General features: G+C 71.0%; 14 protein-coding genes and 2 pseudogenes. 6 read left to right on the forward strand and 10 right to left on the reverse strand.

Going from position 1 to position 16581, the window contains the following annotated elements:
• The 4 genes and pseudogenes from ABZ845_RS08045 to ABZ845_RS08060 form a co-directional block, all read right to left on the reverse strand.
• Positions 1-212 (reverse strand): annotated as a pseudogene (locus ABZ845_RS08045) (IS630 family transposase); the annotation flags it as partial.
• A gap of 50 nt (positions 213-262) precedes the next feature.
• On the reverse strand, positions 263-670 hold the full coding sequence (locus tag ABZ845_RS08050) for a helix-turn-helix domain-containing protein (protein ID WP_360974494.1): 408 nt from the start codon (positions 668-670) through the stop codon (positions 263-265).
• Positions 671-817: 147 nt separating this feature from the next.
• On the reverse strand, positions 818-2833 hold the full coding sequence (locus ABZ845_RS08055; RefSeq protein WP_360974497.1) for an NADPH-dependent 2,4-dienoyl-CoA reductase: 2016 nt from the start codon (positions 2831-2833) through the stop codon (positions 818-820).
• 73 nt (positions 2834-2906) lie between these two features.
• The gene (locus ABZ845_RS08060) at positions 2907-3728 is read right to left on the reverse strand and encodes a putative protein N(5)-glutamine methyltransferase (protein ID WP_360974500.1); all 822 of its coding nucleotides are present in this window, start codon (positions 3726-3728) and stop codon (positions 2907-2909) included.
• 444 nt (positions 3729-4172) lie between these two features.
• On the opposite strand from ABZ845_RS08060, the gene ABZ845_RS08065 reads away from it, so the two are divergent.
• On the forward strand, positions 4173-4622 hold the full coding sequence (locus tag ABZ845_RS08065; RefSeq protein WP_360975165.1) for a MarR family winged helix-turn-helix transcriptional regulator: 450 nt from the start codon (positions 4173-4175) through the stop codon (positions 4620-4622).
• A gap of 33 nt (positions 4623-4655) precedes the next feature.
• On the opposite strand, the gene ABZ845_RS08070 is transcribed toward ABZ845_RS08065, so the two are convergent.
• On the reverse strand, positions 4656-5372 hold the full coding sequence (locus ABZ845_RS08070) for a GNAT family N-acetyltransferase (RefSeq protein WP_360974503.1): 717 nt from the start codon (positions 5370-5372) through the stop codon (positions 4656-4658).
• Positions 5373-5889: 517 nt separating this feature from the next.
• Between ABZ845_RS08070 and ABZ845_RS08075 the strand changes: the two genes are divergently transcribed.
• The 3 genes from ABZ845_RS08075 (at position 5890) to ABZ845_RS08085 (ending at position 8224) form a co-directional block, all read left to right on the forward strand.
• Positions 5890-6474, forward strand: a complete 585-nt coding sequence (locus tag ABZ845_RS08075; protein WP_360974506.1) for a hypothetical protein — start codon at positions 5890-5892, stop codon at positions 6472-6474.
• A 151-nt stretch (positions 6475-6625) separates the two neighbouring features.
• Positions 6626-7591, forward strand: coding sequence for an acetylxylan esterase (locus ABZ845_RS08080; RefSeq protein WP_360974509.1), 966 nt, complete (start codon positions 6626-6628; stop codon positions 7589-7591).
• A 183-nt stretch (positions 7592-7774) separates the two neighbouring features.
• Positions 7775-8224 (forward strand): hypothetical protein, encoded by a 450-nt coding sequence (locus ABZ845_RS08085; protein ID WP_360974512.1) that lies wholly within the window; start codon positions 7775-7777, stop codon positions 8222-8224.
• 54 nt (positions 8225-8278) lie between these two features.
• Here the strand turns inward: ABZ845_RS08085 and ABZ845_RS08090 are convergent, their stop codons facing one another.
• On the reverse strand, positions 8279-9223 hold the full coding sequence (locus ABZ845_RS08090; RefSeq protein WP_360974514.1) for a polyphosphate kinase 2 family protein: 945 nt from the start codon (positions 9221-9223) through the stop codon (positions 8279-8281).
• Between the two features lie 132 nt (positions 9224-9355).
• Positions 9356-10099: a class I SAM-dependent methyltransferase gene (locus ABZ845_RS08095; RefSeq protein WP_360974517.1), complete on the reverse strand. Its 744-nt coding sequence runs from the start codon at positions 10097-10099 to the stop codon at positions 9356-9358.
• A 315-nt stretch (positions 10100-10414) separates the two neighbouring features.
• Here ABZ845_RS08095 and rho point away from each other — a divergent pair, with 315 nt between their 5' ends.
• A complete protein-coding gene (gene rho, locus ABZ845_RS08100) occupies positions 10415-11554 on the forward strand; it encodes a transcription termination factor Rho (protein WP_360974520.1) in 1140 nt (379 codons plus the stop codon).
• 108 nt (positions 11555-11662) lie between these two features.
• Positions 11663-12679, forward strand: a pseudogene (locus ABZ845_RS08105) (serine hydrolase); the annotation flags it as partial.
• On the opposite strand, the gene ABZ845_RS08110 reads toward ABZ845_RS08105, so the two are convergent.
• From ABZ845_RS08110 to ABZ845_RS08120, 3 genes are all read right to left on the reverse strand, one after another.
• Entirely contained in the window at positions 12595-13968 is a 1374-nt protein-coding gene (locus ABZ845_RS08110) for a glycosyltransferase 87 family protein (RefSeq protein ID WP_360975168.1), read from the reverse strand. The pseudogene ABZ845_RS08105 and the gene ABZ845_RS08110 sit on opposite strands and share 85 nt — an antisense overlap.
• Positions 13969-13985: 17 nt before the next feature.
• Positions 13986-15374, reverse strand: coding sequence for a polyprenol phosphomannose-dependent alpha 1,6 mannosyltransferase MptB (gene mptB / locus ABZ845_RS08115; protein WP_360974523.1), 1389 nt, complete (start codon positions 15372-15374; stop codon positions 13986-13988).
• 185 nt (positions 15375-15559) lie between these two features.
• On the reverse strand, positions 15560-16492 hold the full coding sequence (locus tag ABZ845_RS08120) for a glutaminase (protein WP_360974526.1): 933 nt from the start codon (positions 16490-16492) through the stop codon (positions 15560-15562).
• Between the last annotated feature and the right edge of the window lie 89 nt (positions 16493-16581).

Here is a 16581-nt window from a genome sequence, read left to right on the forward strand (position 1 = left end):
ACGCGACGCCATCCGCGCAGGGGTTCGACCCACACGAAGATGGAGCATGTGCCGCAGCGGATGTACTCGCTGTCCTGGCGGGCGTCGTGACCGGGGCGGGCCGGGAGCGGGTCGCGGGCGTGGTCGAGGAGTTGGTAGGGCTTCTCGTCCATGCACACCACCGGACGTGCCGGGTCGTAGGGCCGGGCGTAGAGGGCCAGCACGTCTTCCATCCGGGCCGCGAACTCCGCGTTCGCCCGGGGTGGGATGCTCCAGCACTTTCTCAGGTGAGGGCGCAGTTCCGTTTTTTTAGGACTCGCCCGATGGTGGAGTGGTCCAGGTCGGGGATGTCCTCGGCCAGCGCGACGTGCTTCTCCAGCAGTCGCAGCGACCATCGCGCATGGCCCTGGGGTGGCTGGGAGCAAGCCATCGCGATCAGCCGTGCTTCGACCTCACCGGTCACCGGCGAGGGCACCGGTGGCAGGTCACGCTTCTTCCGCGCGATCGTGGCGTGAACATCCCCACCGGTCTCGGTAAAACGCTTGGCGACCAGCCGTAACGTCTCACCGGAGACGCCGAGCCGGGCCGCGATCACCGCCTTGGAATCCACGTGGCCCACCGAGGTGTCCAGTGCGAGCAGTACCCGCGCACGCGTGATCATCGAGGCCCCGCGGACACCCGTCGTAGTCACCCGGACCAGTTCCTCACGGTCCCGCGCAGTCAGCCTGACCGGCCACTTCTTCTGCGAACCCATAACAACAGACCTGCCTGACAAGGGAGAAGGAACCTGACCGATACCAGTCTCCCAAACATGCAAGAACTAAGCGGCGACAACCTACTAGAGCGCCGCGGCCACCTCGGTGCCCTGCTTGATGGCGCGCTTGGCGTCCAGTTCGGCGGCCACGTCGGCGCCGCCGATCAGGTGCGGGGTGCGGCCCGCGGCCAGCAGCTCCTCGTACAGGCCCCGGGCGGGCTCCTGCCCGGTGCACAGGACGATCGTGTCGACCTCCAGGACCTGGCTCACCCCGTCCACGCTGATGTGCAGCCCGGCGTCGTCGATCCGGTCGTAGGTCACGCCGGGCACCATGGTGACGCCGCGGTGCTTCAGCTCGGTGCGGTGGATCCAGCCGGTGGTCTTGCCGAGGCCCGCTCCGACCTTGGTGGTCTTGCGCTGGAGGAGGTGGACCCGGCGCGGCGGGGCGGTCCGGGCGGGTGCTGCGAGACCGCCGGGGGCCTGGTAGTCCATGTCGACGCCCCAGGCGCGGAAGTAGGTCGCCGGGTCCTCGCTGGCCTTGTCGCCCGGGTCGGTGAGGAACTCGGCGACGTCGAAGCCGATGCCTCCCGCGCCGAGGACGGCGACGCGCTCACCGACGGGGGCGCCGTCGCGCAGCACGTCGAGGTAGCCGACGACGCTCGGGTGGTCGACGCCGGGGATCTCGGGAACGCGCGGGGCGACTCCGGTGGCGACGACCACCTCTTCATGGTCAGCGAGGTCCGCCGCGGCGACGCGCGTGTTCAGCCGGACGTCCACGCCGTGCAGGTCGAGCTGGGTGCGGAAGTACCGGAGCGTCTCGTCGAACTCCTGCTTGCCCGGAACCTTGCGGGCGACGTTGAGCTGTCCGCCGATCTCGCCCGCCGCGTCGTAGAGCGTGACCTCATGGCCGCGCTCGGCGGCTGAGACGGCGCAGGCGAGCCCGGCGGGACCGGCCCCGACGACGGCGACCTTCTTGCGCAGCCGGGTCGGGGACAGGACCAGCTCGGTCTCGTGACAGGCGCGGGGGTTGACCAGGCAGGAGGTGATCTTCCCGCTGAAGGTGTGGTCCAGGCACGCCTGGTTGCAGCCGATGCAGGTGTTGATGGCCTCGGCGCGCCCGTCGGCGGCCTTGGCCACGAAGTCGGGGTCGGCGAGCATCGGGCGGGCCAGGGACACCATGTCGGCGTATCCGTCGGCCAGCAACTGCTCGGCGAGTTCCGGGGTGTTGATGCGGTTGGTGGTGACGAGCGGGATCGATACGGCGCCCATGACCTTCTTGGTCACCCAGGTGTACGCGCCGCGCGGCACAGAGGTGGCGATGGTCGGGATGCGGGCCTCGTGCCAGCCGATGCCGGTGTTGATGATGGTGGCTCCGGCGGCCTCGACCGCCTTGGCGAGCGTGATGACCTCGTCGAGGGACGAGCCTCCGGGGACGAGGTCCAGCATGGACAGCCGGTAGATGATGATGAAGTCGTCGCCGACGGCCTCGCGGACACGGCGCACGATCTCGACCGGGAAGCGCATGCGGTTCTCGTACGAACCGCCCCAGCGGTCCTCGCGCTGGTTGGTCTGGGCCGCTATGAACTCGTTGATGAGGTAGCCCTCGGAGCCCATGATCTCCACACCGTCGTACCCGGCCTGCCGGGCGAGCCGGGCGGCGCGCGCGTAGTCGTCGATCGTCCGCTCCACCTCCTCGTCGGTCAGCGCGTTCGGCACGAACGGGCTGATCGGGGCCTGTAGGGCGCTGGGCGCGACCAGGTCCTGGTGGTAGGCGTACCGGCCGAAGTGGAGGATCTGCATCGCGATCTTGCCGCCCTCGCGGTGGACCGCCTCGGTGATCACCGAGTGCTGCGCGGCCTCCTCGTCGGTGGTGAGCTTGGCGCCGCCCTCGTAGGGGCGCCCGGCATCGTTGGGCGCGATGCCGCCGGTGACGATCAGGCCCACTCCCCCGCGCGCCCGGGCGGCGTAGAACGCGGCCATGCGCTCGAAGCCGCGCTCCGCCTCCTCCAGACCGACGTGCATCGATCCCATCAGCACACGGTTGGGCAGCGCGGTGAAGCCCAGGTCGAGCGGGGTCAGCAGATGCGGGTAGCGACTCATCGGGCCCTCCGTACACGGTGTCGTGATGTCCGTTGTAGACGACGGCGGGCCCGTTGTGCAACTAGTTGCACAATCACCTCGGTGTGAGCCGCGTCCCATGGGGTCTGGTGCCGATCAGGACGTTCGCGCCCAGCTCCGCCGAGACGGCGAGCCGGACATCGAGGCCGCCGCGCAGGAACGCCTCCCTGGCCGCGGCGACCTGGCGTTCGCTGGTCTCGACGAGCAGCAGCCCCCCGGGCGCCAGCCACCCGGACGCCTCGGCGGTGACGCGGCGCAGGACGTCCAGGCCGTCGAGGCCGCCGTCGAGGGCGACCCTGGGCTCGTGATCGCGCGCCTCGGACGGCAGCAGCGCGACGTCGCCCGTGGGCACATAGGGGACGTTCGCGGCCAGGATGCCGACCCGTTCGCGCAGTTCGTCCGGCAGGGCCTCGAAAAGGTCGCCCTCGTGGGCCCGGCCCCCGTAGACGGCGATGTTGCGCCGGGCACAGCGCACCGCGGCCGGGTCGATGTCGGCGGCGTGCAGTTCGGGAGCGTTTCCGGGAGTGCCGAGCGCGCCGAGCGCCTCGGCGAGTGCCGCGCCGACCGCGCCCGAGCCGCAGCACAGGTCCACGATCAGGGAGGCGGCGCTCCCGAGGGCCAGGGCCTGTTCGACCAGGAACTCGGTGCGGCGGCGGGGCACGAAGACACCCGGCTCCACCGCGACCCGCATTCCGCGGAACTCGGCCCAGCCGAGGACCTGTTCGAGGGGCAGTCCCGTCACTCGCCGGGCGATCATGGCGGTTGCCTCGTCGGGCGTACGGGCGGTGGCGAGGATCAACTCCGCCTCGTCCTCGGCGAAGACACAGCCGGCCGAGCGGAGCGTGGAGACGACAAGGGGCAGCGAGAGTGGTGGCATGGAGAAGAGAAGCCTTCCGGTTCACCGAAGGGCGCCCTCGCGGTCACTCCGCCAGGCAGCGGCGATCCGCGCCGTCGTGAGGTGAGAGCACCCGAGCCGACACAGCGGTAATCGGTCTCACCTCCTCGGCCACGAGCGGCCAGGACGATCCACGGCCGGACGATCACAGTAGCAGGGGCGCAGGACGACGCACCCGTGCCGCCCCCGGGTCACCCCCGGACCTCGGGTCTCCGGGTCTCCGGGTCTCCGGGTCTCCGGGTCTCCGGGTCTCCGGGTCTCCGGGTCTCCGGGTCTCCGGGTCTCCGGGTCTCCGGGTCTCCGGGTCGTACGGTTCCCCCTTCCAGTTGTATTCTGCAACCAGAGGCTCGAGGAGGTGGTTCCGTGGAGACAGCCGAGAGACCCCGCGAGACGACTGTCACGGATTGCGCCGCCGCCGTGTCGCAGGTGGCCGAGTTGGCCCTCGAGACCATCCATCGTGAGCTGACGGCGTTCGCGCGCCGCGCCAGGGCCTCCGCCGGGCGTATGCATCCTGAACTGTCGCTCGTCTCCTACACCCTGCTCGGGCATCTGGAGGAGAGCGGCGGCTGCCGCGCCACCGACCTGGCCGCCCACTACGCTCTGGACAAGTCCACGGTCAGCCGCCAGGTGGCCGCGCTGGAGCGGGCCGGGCTGATCGAGCGACGGCTGGATCCCGACGACCACCGGGTGCAGGTACTGGCCCTGACCGCGACGGGCACGCAGATCCTCGCCCAGGTGACCGAGAGTCGGCGCGAAGCGTTCCGGGAGCGCCTTCTGGGCTGGGCGGAGGACGACCTGGAACGCTTCGCGGCCTATTTGCTGCGGTACAACACGGCGGCGGTGACGGCCGCAACCTCACGGCCGGTCATCGGCTGACGGACGGTCCCGCACCCCACCGCGCGCTGCCGGTCAGACCACGACGGCCTGCTGGTCCGCCGCGTGCTCCGGGACCCGCGCCCCGAGGAACCTCGTGGTACGGCGCAGCCTGAAGCCGAGGGACTCGTACAGCCGGATCGCGTTGGTGTTGCCCGCGGCGGCATGCAGGAACGGGGTCTCGCCACGCTCGCGGATGCTGTGCGCGAGGGCCAGGATCAGCCGGGTGGCCAGCCCCTGGCCCCTGCAGTCCGGATCGACGCACACGGCGCTCATCTCGGTCCAGCCCGGCGGGCGCAGCCGCTCGCCCGCCATGGCCACCAGGCCGCCGCCCCGGCGGATGCCCAGGTAGGTCCCCAGTTCGATGGTGCGCGGCAGGAAGGGACCTGGCCGGGTGCGCTCCACCAGGTCCATCATCTCCGGTACGTCGGCGGCGGTGAGCATCACGGCCCCAGGGTCGGGCGCGGCGGTGATCCCGTCGTCCACGAGCTGAACGCCTTCGACGTCGAAGGTGATCTCCCAGCCGTCCGGGACCTGCCCGTGGAATCCGGGGAGCGGTGCCTCGGCGCCCGGGCCCGCGAGCGCCGCGAGATCGGCCCAGTCCTCCGGGCCGGGGGCGTCGGGCAGGCCCACCCAGGGCGAGACGTCCAGGGGGTAGCGCAGGACACGGCCCCGGCGCTCGGCGAAGCGGGCGTGCGGGCCGGTCAGCGAGGCGTGGGCGGGGTTGTCGAGGATGTGGCGTCCGGTGCTCATGCGCCGGCCCCGGCCGCGATCGTGCCGCGGACCTGGCCGCCGTAGTGCCTGTACCCGTACGCCTTGGGCATGACCTGCCTCACTCTCCTTCGCTGCTGTCCTTCGCCACCGCCGGACCACCCGTCGCCGAAGCCACGGAACCCGGCCACTGAACAGCAAGCACGAACGTGGTGCGGCTATTCCCGGCCCGACCGGCGCGCCGCGTCCGGCACCGGGTTGCGGCGTGCGGCTTCGGCACCGGGTTGCGGCGTGCGGCTTCGGCACCGGGTTGCGGCGTGCGGCTTCGGCACCGGGTTGCGGCGTGCGGCTTCGGCACCGGGTTTCGACGCCGGATGGCCGGGAAACCCGGCCGAGGGGACAATGGGCAATTGGCACAAAAATGCCGTGCCATGTCGGTCCCGGGTGCGGGACGTGCCGGGACCACCGCCGTGGTGCGGGGCGGAATCGGCTCCATCGGCCTGCTGCCGAGCGCGGTCGGCCCCCTGCGCGGGCGGGACGTGGGGGCAAGGAGGTCGAGATGAGAACCCGGGTGCGCGGCTGGCGCTGGCGGTGCAATCCGCTGCGCCGCCGGTCGGATGTCATCGAGGCATGGACTGCCCTCCTCGTCGCCGTACTGCTGTGCGTCGGAGCGCCGCTCGCCGGCGTGGCGGCGGGCTGGTGGGCGTACGGCAACGCGCGCACGGCCCAGGTGACCGAGCGCGCCCAGCGCCATGAGGTAGCCGCGGTGCTCGTCGAGGACGCCCCGGCAGGGTCCTCTGCCACGCAGACCAGCAGGCAGCCCCTTTACGACGTGAAGGTGCGCTGGACCGAGCCGGGCAAAGGCGCGGTGACCACCGTCGCAAGGGTTCCGGCCGGTATGCGCGCTGGTGACCGTACGGATGTGTGGCTGGACGCCAGGAACCGCGGCGTCGACCCGCCGCCGACCGACACGGTCGTGTGGCAGCACGCCGCGACGACGGGTGTGTGGGCCGCGGCCGGAGTGGCCGGGGCAGTTCTGGTGGCACGTGCCGTCACACGCCGGGTCGCCCAGCGGCACCGCATGGCGGAGTGGGAGGCCGAGTGGGCCCGCACGGGGCCGGAGTGGAGGCGCCGGACGGCGTGAGGGGGCCTGCCCGACCGGTCCGCACCCGGCCCGACGGCCTCGGCCGACCCGCACATCCGGGCTGCTCACAGGCGAAATGAAGGTCTGGAATGCCTCGCTGGGGGAACCCTACGTGATCTTTCGTGCCCCCTGATGTCAAAGGCGGTCCTTCATGGCCCTGTTCGACCTGCCCCTCGACGAACTCCGTGCGTACCGCAGCGCCTCCGCCGAGCCCGCGGACTTCGACGCGTTCTGGGCGAAGACTCTCCAGCAGACCCGCGAGCACGACCTGGACGCCCGCTTCGAGCCGCTCGAAACGGGCCTGAAGACGGTCCAGGTGTACGACGTGACGTTCGCGGGGTTCGGCGGCCATCCGGTCAAGGGCTGGCTGACCGTCCCCGCCGGTTCGGACGAACCGCTGCCGACGGTCGTGGAGTTCCTCGGCTACGGCGGCGGACGCGCGCTTGCGCATATGCATCTGCTGTGGGCGTCGGCGGGCTTCGCCCACTTCGTGATGGACACCCGCGGGCAGGACAGCGAATGGGGCGGAGGCGAGACCCCGGACCCGGTGGGCAGTGCTCCGGCAGGTCCCGGGTTCATGACGCGAGGCATCGAGGACCCAGAGTCGTACTACTACCGCCGGTTGTTCACGGACGGTGTCCGGGCCGTCGAGGCCGCCCGGACGCACCCGCTGACGGACGCCTCCCGCACCGCAGCCGTCGGCGCGAGCCAGGGTGGCGGCATCACCATCGCGGTCGGCGGTCTCGTACCGGATCTGGTGGCGGTGGCACCGGACGTGCCGTTCCTGTGCGACTTCCCGCGCGCCACGACGCTCACTGACCGCGAGCCCTACCGCGAGATCGGCAACTACCTCAAGGCGTTCCGCGGCCGTACGGACCAGGTGATGCGGACCCTCTCGTACTTCGACGGAGTGCACTTCGCGGCCCGGGGCCGTGCTCCCGCCCTGTTCTCGGCGGGTCTGGAGGACCGGACATGTCCCCCGTCCACGGTGTTCGCCGCGTTCAACGCGTGGGGGAACGACGACAAGTCGATCGAGGTGTACGAGTTCAACGACCACGAGGGCGGCGGCCCCTACCAGGAGGCGGTCAAGCTGCGCTGGCTGCCGGCCCGCTTCTGACACGCACGAGGAACCGTGCCGGTGCCTGTGGCTCACCCGGTCCGGGTGAGGCCGCCCGGTCCTTCCTGGCTCACGCTGAGGGCAGAGGAGAGCCGTACCGGAGCCGGGAGTCTCCTCCGGTTCCTCCGGTATCCGCGCTCCCGGTCAGTGAGCACGCCGGACGAGACGAAACGAGGCGGAACGATGACCTCGACACACACCACACCCACACGGTCGGCGAAGCAGCTGTGGGCCCAGGGCCTCATGATGTTCGCCTCGGTCATGCTGATGGTCGTCGGGGTGCTGGACATCTTCAGGGGCATCATGGGGATCACGACGAACGACATCACCGTCGCGACGCGCAGCTACGTGTTCCAGTTCGACCTCACCGGCTGGGGCTGGGTGCATCTGGCCCTCGGAGTGGTGGCCGTGGTCGTCGGCATGGGACTGATGACCCCGGCCGCGTTCTGGGCACGCGTCGGCGGCGTGGCCATCGCCGGGTTCATCATCATCGCGAGCTTCCTGTCCCTGCCGTACTACCCGTTCTGGTCCGTCGTGATGATGGCGCTGTCGGCGTTCGTCGTCTGGGCGCTGTGCGTGGCACGGCCCGAGGGCTCGTCCGGCACCCAGCGGGGAGAGCCGCGCGCGATGTGAACGAAGCGGCCCGCCCGGGCGTCCGTGGGGTCCACCCGCGCCCGGGCGTGAGCCTCAATTCCCGCCGTCCTCGGCCTTGTCGGGCTTCTGCATCCCCTCGGGTGCCTCGCGTTCCAGCTCCCGCTTGGCTGCGGCCAGTTCGCGGCGGGCGGCTTCACTGACGTGGGGATACTGGGGATCGAGGTCGATCAGCGTGTCCGCCAGCACCGAGGCGGCGCAGAGGCGCGCGAACCACTTGTGGTCGGCCGGGATCACGTACCAGGGCGCCCAGTCCGTACTGGTGGCCGACAGCATCTGCGAGAAGGCCTGCTGATAGTCGTCCCACCGGCGGCGCTCGCGCACATCCGCCGCTGAGAACTTCCAGTTCCGTTCGGGAACGTCGATGCGCTTGAGGAAGCGGCGGCGCTGTTCCTCCTTCGACAGGTTCAGGAACAGCTTCACGATCCGGAAGCCGTTGTCGTGCAGGTACCGCTCCCAGTCGTTGATCTCCCGGTAGCGCCGCGCCCACACGTCCGGGCCCCGGGCCTCCTCCGGGAGCCGCTGGCGCTCGAGATGCTCGGGGTGCACCCGCACCACCAGGACCTCTTCGTAGTGCGAGCGGTTGAAGATGCCGATCTCCCCGCGTCTGGGCAGACGGCAGGCGTAGCGCCACAGATAGTCGTGGTCGAGCTCCTCGGCGGAGGGCACTTTGAATCCGTAGACGTTCACGCCCTGCGGATTGATGCCGCTCATCACATGGCGGATCGTCCCGTCCTTTCCCCCGGCGTCCAGGGCCTGCAGGCACACCAATACTCCGTAGGTGTCCTGGGCGGCCAGCCGCCGCTGGTAGTCAGCGAGCAGTTCGATCCCCTTGCTGAGCAGCTCGACGCCGTCCTCCTTCTTCCGGATACCCGCCTTGTATCCGGGGTCGAAATCCCCTGGCAGACGCACCTCGGTGCCGGGTTCGACTCTCAGCGGACGGATGAACTCCGCTATACGTTCGGCTCTGTCGTCGGCCATCGCCCCTCCGCTCCTTCGGCGGCCGGCCTGCCGACCGGCGTCAGGCACGGCGTCTACCAGCAGAATCGCCCTGTTCCACGGCGAACGACCTCACCCTCCACGGGTGGTCCGGAGCCCGTGGGGACGGGCGGCTCACCTTCCCGGCGTGTCCCTTCCCCGCGTGGCCAGGACCAGCCGGCAGCGCGGGCTGCCGTCGCGTCTGCGACCGAAGTCGGTCAGCGCCTGGTGCTCCACCGTGAAACCGGCCCGCGTCAGCTCGCGCAGCACCGTGGAGAAGCGGAACGCCCGGTAGTACATGACGAACGGCGGTCGCCACATGGCGTTGCGTACCCGCATCGCGGTGTCGAAGCCGAGCAGTGCCCAGTACCAGGGCGAGGCCCAGCCCGGCGGTGCACCGACCGGGAACACGAACCGTCCGCCCGGCCGCAGCACGGAGTGGACCTGCGCGAACAGGCCCGGAAGCTCGCCGGGCAGGAAATGGCCGAAAGCGCCGAAACTCGCTACCAGGTCGAACGCCGGGCCGAAGGGCAGGGCGCGGGCGTCGGCGCGCACCCAGTCGACGCGTGGCACGCCGTCGGGCCGCACCTGCTCCCGTGCGACGGCCAGCATCCCGGCGCTGAAGTCGACGCCCGTGACGCTCTCCCGGCACACCGTGCGCAGCGCCTCCACCCCCGCGCCCGTGCCGCAGCACAGGTCGAGCCCGCGCTCGAAGGGTCCGATGCTCTTGAGCGCCCCTTCGACGGAGTCCAGGACGCTGTCCGGCGTACGGAAGGGGGTGTGGTCGAACTTGGGCGCGAGCAGGTCGTATCCGTGCTCGACCGAGGACAAGGCCTGAACGGCCAGCTCACGAAGGGTGGGACCATGCGGGGAGAACATCGTCGCCCAGTCTAGTGCCCTGGCACGCGCGAATTCATGAGCCGGGATCCGTGGACGAGTGCTACAGTGCGAGCAGCACCTGTGTACGCCCGCAATAGGCTCCGGTGCCGATCCCTTCCAACCCGCAATGGCTGTCCGTCGTTTCCGACCGGCCAAGCGGCTTTCTCGCATCGACTCGCAGTCGGCATTTCATGCCGTACCCGAGGCGTTGATCCCCTGCGTCGCCGAGGCGTGATCACTCCGCCTCCCGGCCGACTCTCTCCCCGCGCATCTGTCGCTTCCTTCTGGCTCACGCCCGTGAAAGGACCACCACCCATGACCACCACCACGCTCGAACACCCGGCCGCGCAGCGGGAAGTTCCGCCCCGGACCGTCACCGGCATCCTCGACATCGACCGGAACGGCGGCGGTCATCTGCGCTCCGCCGCGTGCCTGGCCTCGCCCGCCGATCTCCAGGTCTCCCCCGCCGTCGTCCGCCGCTTCGGGCTGCGCAAGGGCGACACGATCACCGGCATCCGCAGCGGGCGCTCTCTCACCGAGGTCGAGCAGGTGGGCGGCCGTTCGCCCGAGGAACTGCACGGCCGTCCGCACTTCCGTGACCTCACCCCTCTGCACCCGCGCGAGCGCCTGCGGCTCGAACACCCGGCCGCCGGACTGTCCGGACGCGTCATGGACCTCCTCACGCCGATCGGCAAGGGGCAGCGCGGACTGATCGTGGCGCCGCCCAAATCCGGCAAGACCGTGCTGCTCCAGCAGATCGCGGCGGCCGTCGCGGGCAACCATCCGGAGTGTCGGCTGATGGTGGTGCTGCTCGACGAGCGGCCCGAGGAACTCACCGACATGCGCCGGTCGGTGCGCGGCGAGGTCTACGCCTCCACGTTCGACCAGACTCCGAAGCAGCACATCGCACTCGCCGAGCTGGTCGTCGAGCGCGCCAAGCGACTCGTGGAGCAGGGCCAGGACGTCGTCGTCCTCCTCGACTCGCTGACCCGGCTGTGCCGGGCGCACAACAACGCGGCCGGGACCGGTGGACGCACCCTCAGCGGCGGCGTCGACGCGTCCGCGCTGCACGGTCCCAAGCGGCTGTTCGGCGCCGCGCGGCTGGCCGAGGAGGGCGGTTCGCTCACCATCCTCGCCACCGCCCTGGTCGACACAGGTTCCCGCGCCGACGGGTACTTCTTCGAGGAGCTCAAGAGCACCGGGAACATGGAGCTGCGCCTGGACAGCGCCCTCGCCTCCCGCCGCGTGTATCCCGCCGTGGACATCGCCCCTTCGGGCACCCGACGCGAGGAACTCCTGCTGCCCGAAGCCGAGTTGAAGTCCGTACGGGCCCTGCGGCGCGTACTGCAGTCGGGTGACGGCCAGGCGAACCTGGAGACCCTGCTCGAACGGATGCGCACCACACCCGACAACGCGGCGTTCCTGCGCCGGGTCCAGCCCACCCTGCCGGCCTGATGACCCGTACGGCCGGACCCACCGGGAGTGCGGCATCCGGGTGCACCCGCCCCCCACTCGGCTCAGCTCGCCCGGGCATACGGGCCGACACCGTTCCACGGTGTGGGTATGAGCATCGGATCCTCCTCGCGCACCGCCGTCTCCCGCGCCGCCGTCTCCTGCTGTGTTCTGGGCGCGGCCTGGCTGGCCGTTCTCCCGCCGCTCCCCGCCGCCGCCGACACGGGCTCCGGTACCGGCTCCGGCTCCTCCCGGCCCTCGGCCTCGGGCCCCTCTCTCCTCTACGGGCCGGGCACGTTGACTCGACCGCGGACGGGAGTCCCCCAGCTCCCGGACATGTCGGCGCTGTCGTGGCTGGTCGCCGACGCCGCCTCGGGTGATGTGCTGGCCGCGCACGACGCGCACCGCGCGCTGCCGCCGGCCAGCACCCTGAAGACCCTGTTCGCCCTCACCGTGCTGCCCGCCCTGCCCAGCGACGCCGTGCACACGGTCAGCGCACACGATCTGGAGGGCATCGGCGCCGGGAGCAGCCTTGTCGGGGTCCGCCAAGGCGACTCCTACCGCGTCAGCGACCTGTGGCGGGGAGTCTTCCTGCACTCGGGCAACGACGCCGTGCACGTACTGGCCGCGCTCAACGGCGGTGTTCCGGCGACGGTCCGCCAGATGCAGGCCAAGGCCCGGGCTCTGGGCGCGCTCGACACCCATGTGGTCTCGCCCGACGGCTACGACGAGGAGGGCCAGGTCTCGTCCGCCTACGACCTCGCGGTGTTCGGACGCGCCGGGCTGCAGAACCCGGACTTCACCCGCTACTGCGGCACGGTCGAGTCGAGTTTCCCGGGGGACGACGGATCGACCTACGAGATCGCGAACACGAACCGGCTGCTGACCGGGCGGGACGGCGTCCAGGCCTACCCCGGCCTCATCGGCATCAAGAACGGCTACACGAGCCACGCGGGCAACACCCTCGTGGCCGCGGCCCGCAGGGGCGGGCGCACCCTGCTGGTGACGGTGATGAACCCGCAGTCGGGCCGCGGCCACGCGGTCTACGAAGAAGCCCGTTCGCTGCTCGACTGGGGCTTCGCCGCCGCCGGGCGTGTCACGCCGGTGGGTTCGCTCGCCCCCGCCCGGCCGCTCGCGTTGAAGACCCGTCCCAGCGCACCCGTGAAGGTGACGCCCGTACGGGCGTCGGGCACCGTCGGCTGGCACTCGCGCGGGGTGCTCGCGGGCGCCGCCGGAGCCGGAGCGGGAGTGGTGGCCGCGGTGGCCCACCGGCTCTGGGGCAGGCGCAAGCGGACGGCACGGGACTGACCGGCCGGCAGGCCCAGCAGCAGACCGAGCGTGATCCACACATAGGTGTTGCTGCCGAGGAATCCGTCGATCCCCGACGCGTCGTCGAACCACAGCCACACCACGCTGCTGCACATCACCACGTAGATCACGCCCGCGATCCGCAGCCGCCGCTCCCGCACGAGCACGGCGAACGAGGGCAGCAGCCACACGAGATGGTGCACCCAGGTGATGGGGCTGATCAGACAGGCGGTGAGTCCGGTGAGGGCGAAGGCGCCGTACCAGTCACCGGTGCGCAGGGCACTGTGGGAGCGCCATCCCCACACGGCCAGGACCGCGACGACGGTCAGTTCCCAGGCGGCGCGGCTCGGTTCGCCCGGTGCCGCGAGCCGGGCGAGGACGCCCTGCAGCGACTGGTTGGAGACATAGTCCAGACGTCCCACCCGGGTGGTGTCCCACAGGGCGTGCCCCCAGTAGAAGCGGGAGGCGCCGGGCAGTGCCCAGAAGGCGAACAGCGAGGCGGCCGCGGCCACACCGGACGCTACGGCTGCGGCCCTCCACCTTCGGGCGAGCAGCAGCAGCCCGATGAACACGGCGGGCGTGAGCTTGATGGCCGCCGCGAGTCCTATGCCGACCCCGGCGCGCTTGCCCCGTCCCGTGGACAGCAACCAGGCATCCGCGAGCACGAGGGCCAGCAGGAGCAGATTGACCTGCCCGAAGCTGAACGTGTCGCGCACGGGTTCGAACAGCGCCAGCGCACAGGCGGCCAGCGCCCAGCCGAACCAGCCATGGCGGCTCAGCTGCGGTCCGAACAGGATCCACATGACGACGGAGACGGCGGCGAGGTTGAGCAGCAGCGCGCCCGCGATGGTCGTGTACAGGCCGACGAACGCCATCGGCAGCATGCTGAGGGCGGCGAACGGCGGGTACGTGAAACCGTAGGTCGTCCCCGGTTCCCGGAAGTCGTAGATGTGACCGCCGTGGTGCATCCATGCGTCCACGGTGCCGTAGTAGACCTTCACGTCGAACCAGCCGCGCAGCAATGGCACCGTGGCGGTGAAGACGGTCACGGCGGCGACGAGGCACAGGACCAGCCAGCGCCTGCCTCTTTCGGTGCTGGGCATTCTCACTTCGGTGCTGGGCATTCTCATGCGGTCCGTCCCAGTGCGGGTTCCTGCGCCGACTGGTGCGCCTGCCACAGCACGACCACGGCAAGGACGCCGCCGGAGACGGCCAGGACCACCTGGGCGAGATCGGGCGGCCCGCCACCCGGCAGCACGGCGAGCGCGAGGACGGCGGTGGCGGCGGCCACCCGGTGGCGTACGGAGGTACTGGGTGCCGCGGCAGCGATGAGGAACAGCCCCCACAGGGCGTACCAGGGGCGGATCGCGGGGCCTAGGACGGCGACGGCAGCCAGGCTGAGGCCCAGCGCGTAGATGGGGCCGGGCCGGAGCTTGATCCATATGAACAACACGGCGAGCATGGTCGCAAGAAGTCCGGCCGCATGCCAGACGGGGATGGCCAAAGGGGCGAGTCCGCTGCCGAGTCCGTCCAGGAGGCGGCCCGTGACCCGGCCGAGCACGCTTGTCGGTGACCAGTTGTGCGGTGAGATGGGCGTCTTCAGGGCGGCTATCCAGCCGTAGCCGGTCCCGGCGACGGCGGTGGCCACCGCCGTGGTCACCAGCGCGCTCACGATGGTGGTGGCCGCCGCACGGACGATTCCGACGTGCCGTCTGAGCGCGATGACCGCCAGCAGACCGAGCGCGGCCGGGGCCTTGACCAGTGCGGCGAGCGTCACCAGGACGGCGCCGAGGATGTGCAGCCGGCCGCGAGCGGCGAGCAGGCCGACGCCGAGCAGTCCCAGCATGATGGCGTCGTTGTGGGCGCCCGCGACCAGATGCAGAAGCACCAGCGGGTTCAGGGCCCCCAGCCACAGCGCGGCGGCCGGGTCGGCACCGCACTGACGGGCGAGCCGCGGCAGCGCCGCCGCCATCAGGGCCACCCCGGCCAGCGCCACCAGCCGCATGCCGATCAAACCGGCCGGCAGTTCGCCGTGGGTGATGCGGGAGAGCCCGGAGGCGACGATGAGGAACACCGGGCCGTACGGGGCCGCGGTGTCGCGCCATACCGGGGCGACCTGGTCGGCCAGTGGGCCGCCGAGCTGCGCGGGCCCGTGCGCGTACACGTCGATGTGCGCGTCGACCATGGCGCCCTGCGCGAGGTAGCTGTACACGTCGCGGCTGAACAGCGGCGGGGCGAGCAGCAGCGGTGCCGCCCAGACGACGAGGACGAGCAGCAGCGCGCGGGGCGTCGGCGGCTCGGGGCCGCGTATCACCTTGCCGAGGAGCGCCCACGCGGCGATGAGGAGGACGACTCCGAAGTAGACCCCGACGAGTCCGAGGGCGGCGCGCCCGGACTCGGGGGAGACCAGATCCGCGACCGGCAGGGCCCCGGCTGTCTCACCGCCCAGCGCCAGGAAGACGGTACCGGCCAGGCCAAGGGCCTGACAGCGGCGGAGATCGACGGGAAAAGCCATGGCCAACACTCGGAAAGCGTGTCAACGCCGGGTGGCCGGAAGTCGACACCTTTCCCTCGCTCCGGCGGACTGCACATGACCGGCGTATGAGCAGTCGCGGCACGGAACCCTACAAGCCCCGGTCAGGGCGCCGGGCCGACGGAATCCCCGGTGCCGTACAGACCGCAGAATTCGCGGCCTGCGCCTCAGAAGACCGACAGGCCCGTCAGCGTGGTGAAGAGGTCGAGCGCCGCGACTCCGGCCACCGAGTTGCCGCGTTCGTCGAGACCGGGGCTCCACACGCACAGGGTGCACCGCCCGGGGACGACCGCGATGATGCCACCGCCGACGCCGCTCTTGCCGGGCAGGCCGACCCGGTGGGCGAATTCTCCGGCCGCGTCGTAGGTGCCGCAGGTCAGCATGACGGCGTTGATCTGTTTGGCCTGGCTGCGGGTCAGCAGGCGGGTGCCGTCGGCACGGACGCCGTGCCGGGCGAGGAAGCCGGCGGCCAGGGCGAGGTCCGCGCAGGACGCCTCGATGGAGCACTGCCGGAAATACTGGTCGAGCAGGGCCGGCACCGGGTTGTCGATATTGCCGTAGGACGCCATGAAATGGGCGAGAGCGGCGTTGCGGTCGCCGTGCGCGGACTCGGAGGCGGCCACCTCCTGGTCGAAGGTGAGGTCCGGGTTGCCGCTTTCGGCGCGCAGGAAGTCGAGCAGGGTGTCGGCCGCCTGGCCGGTACGGGTGTGCAGGCGGTCGGTGACGACGAGCGCGCCCGCGTTGATGAACGGATTGCGCGGAATGCCGTTCTCGTACTCCAGCTGGACCAGCGAGTTGAACGGGTTGCCGGACGGCTCCCGGCCCACGTGCTCCCACAGTTCGTCGCCCTCGCGGGCCAGGTCGAGGGCGAGGGTGAAGACCTTGGTGATGGACTGAGTGGAGAACGGCTGCCGCCACTCCCCCACGCCGTACACCGTGCCGTCCAGCTCCGCGACGGCCATGCCGAAGCGGCGCGGGTCGAAGGCGGCGAGTGCGGGGATGTAGTCGGCGGCCCGGCCGCGCCCGGGCCGCCGCTCCATGTCTTCCGCTATGCGCTCCAGCACGGGCTGGAAGGTCAGCGACGAGGCCATGGTCACCATCGTGCCGCCCGGCGGAGCGGGCCGCCCACCCTGGGGTCCTTCGTGAACACGCGATGGCTCCTTCGCCGTCGTGTACGGGTCACGCCCTA

The organism is Streptomyces sp. NPDC047022 (genome assembly GCF_040644155.1).
Classification (GTDB): Bacteria; Actinomycetota; Actinomycetes; order Streptomycetales; family Streptomycetaceae; genus Streptomyces.

What these genes read in the sequence shown, in the direction of transcription:
- ABZ845_RS08075 (WP_360974506.1), top strand. Translation starts at nt 5,890, where the DNA reads ATGAGAACCCGGGTGCGCGGCTGGCGCTGGCGGTGCAATCCGCTGCGC.
- ABZ845_RS08080 (WP_360974509.1), top strand. Translation starts at nt 6,626, where the DNA reads ATGGCCCTGTTCGACCTGCCCCTCGACGAACTCCGTGCGTACCGCAGC.
- rho (WP_360974520.1), top strand. Translation starts at nt 10,415, where the DNA reads ATGACCACCACCACGCTCGAACACCCGGCCGCGCAGCGGGAAGTTCCG.
- ABZ845_RS08095 (WP_360974517.1), bottom strand. Translation starts at nt 10,099, where the DNA reads ATGTTCTCCCCGCATGGTCCCACCCTTCGTGAGCTGGCCGTTCAGGCC.
- mptB (WP_360974523.1), bottom strand. Translation starts at nt 15,374, where the DNA reads ATGGCTTTTCCCGTCGATCTCCGCCGCTGTCAGGCCCTTGGCCTGGCC.
- ABZ845_RS08085 (WP_360974512.1), top strand. Translation starts at nt 7,775, where the DNA reads ATGACCTCGACACACACCACACCCACACGGTCGGCGAAGCAGCTGTGG.
- ABZ845_RS08090 (WP_360974514.1), bottom strand. Translation starts at nt 9,223, where the DNA reads ATGGCCGACGACAGAGCCGAACGTATAGCGGAGTTCATCCGTCCGCTG.
- ABZ845_RS08120 (WP_360974526.1), bottom strand. Translation starts at nt 16,492, where the DNA reads ATGGTGACCATGGCCTCGTCGCTGACCTTCCAGCCCGTGCTGGAGCGC.
- ABZ845_RS08060 (WP_360974500.1), bottom strand. Translation starts at nt 3,728, where the DNA reads ATGCCACCACTCTCGCTGCCCCTTGTCGTCTCCACGCTCCGCTCGGCC.
- ABZ845_RS08070 (WP_360974503.1), bottom strand. Translation starts at nt 5,372, where the DNA reads ATGAGCACCGGACGCCACATCCTCGACAACCCCGCCCACGCCTCGCTG.
- ABZ845_RS08055 (WP_360974497.1), bottom strand. Translation starts at nt 2,833, where the DNA reads ATGAGTCGCTACCCGCATCTGCTGACCCCGCTCGACCTGGGCTTCACC.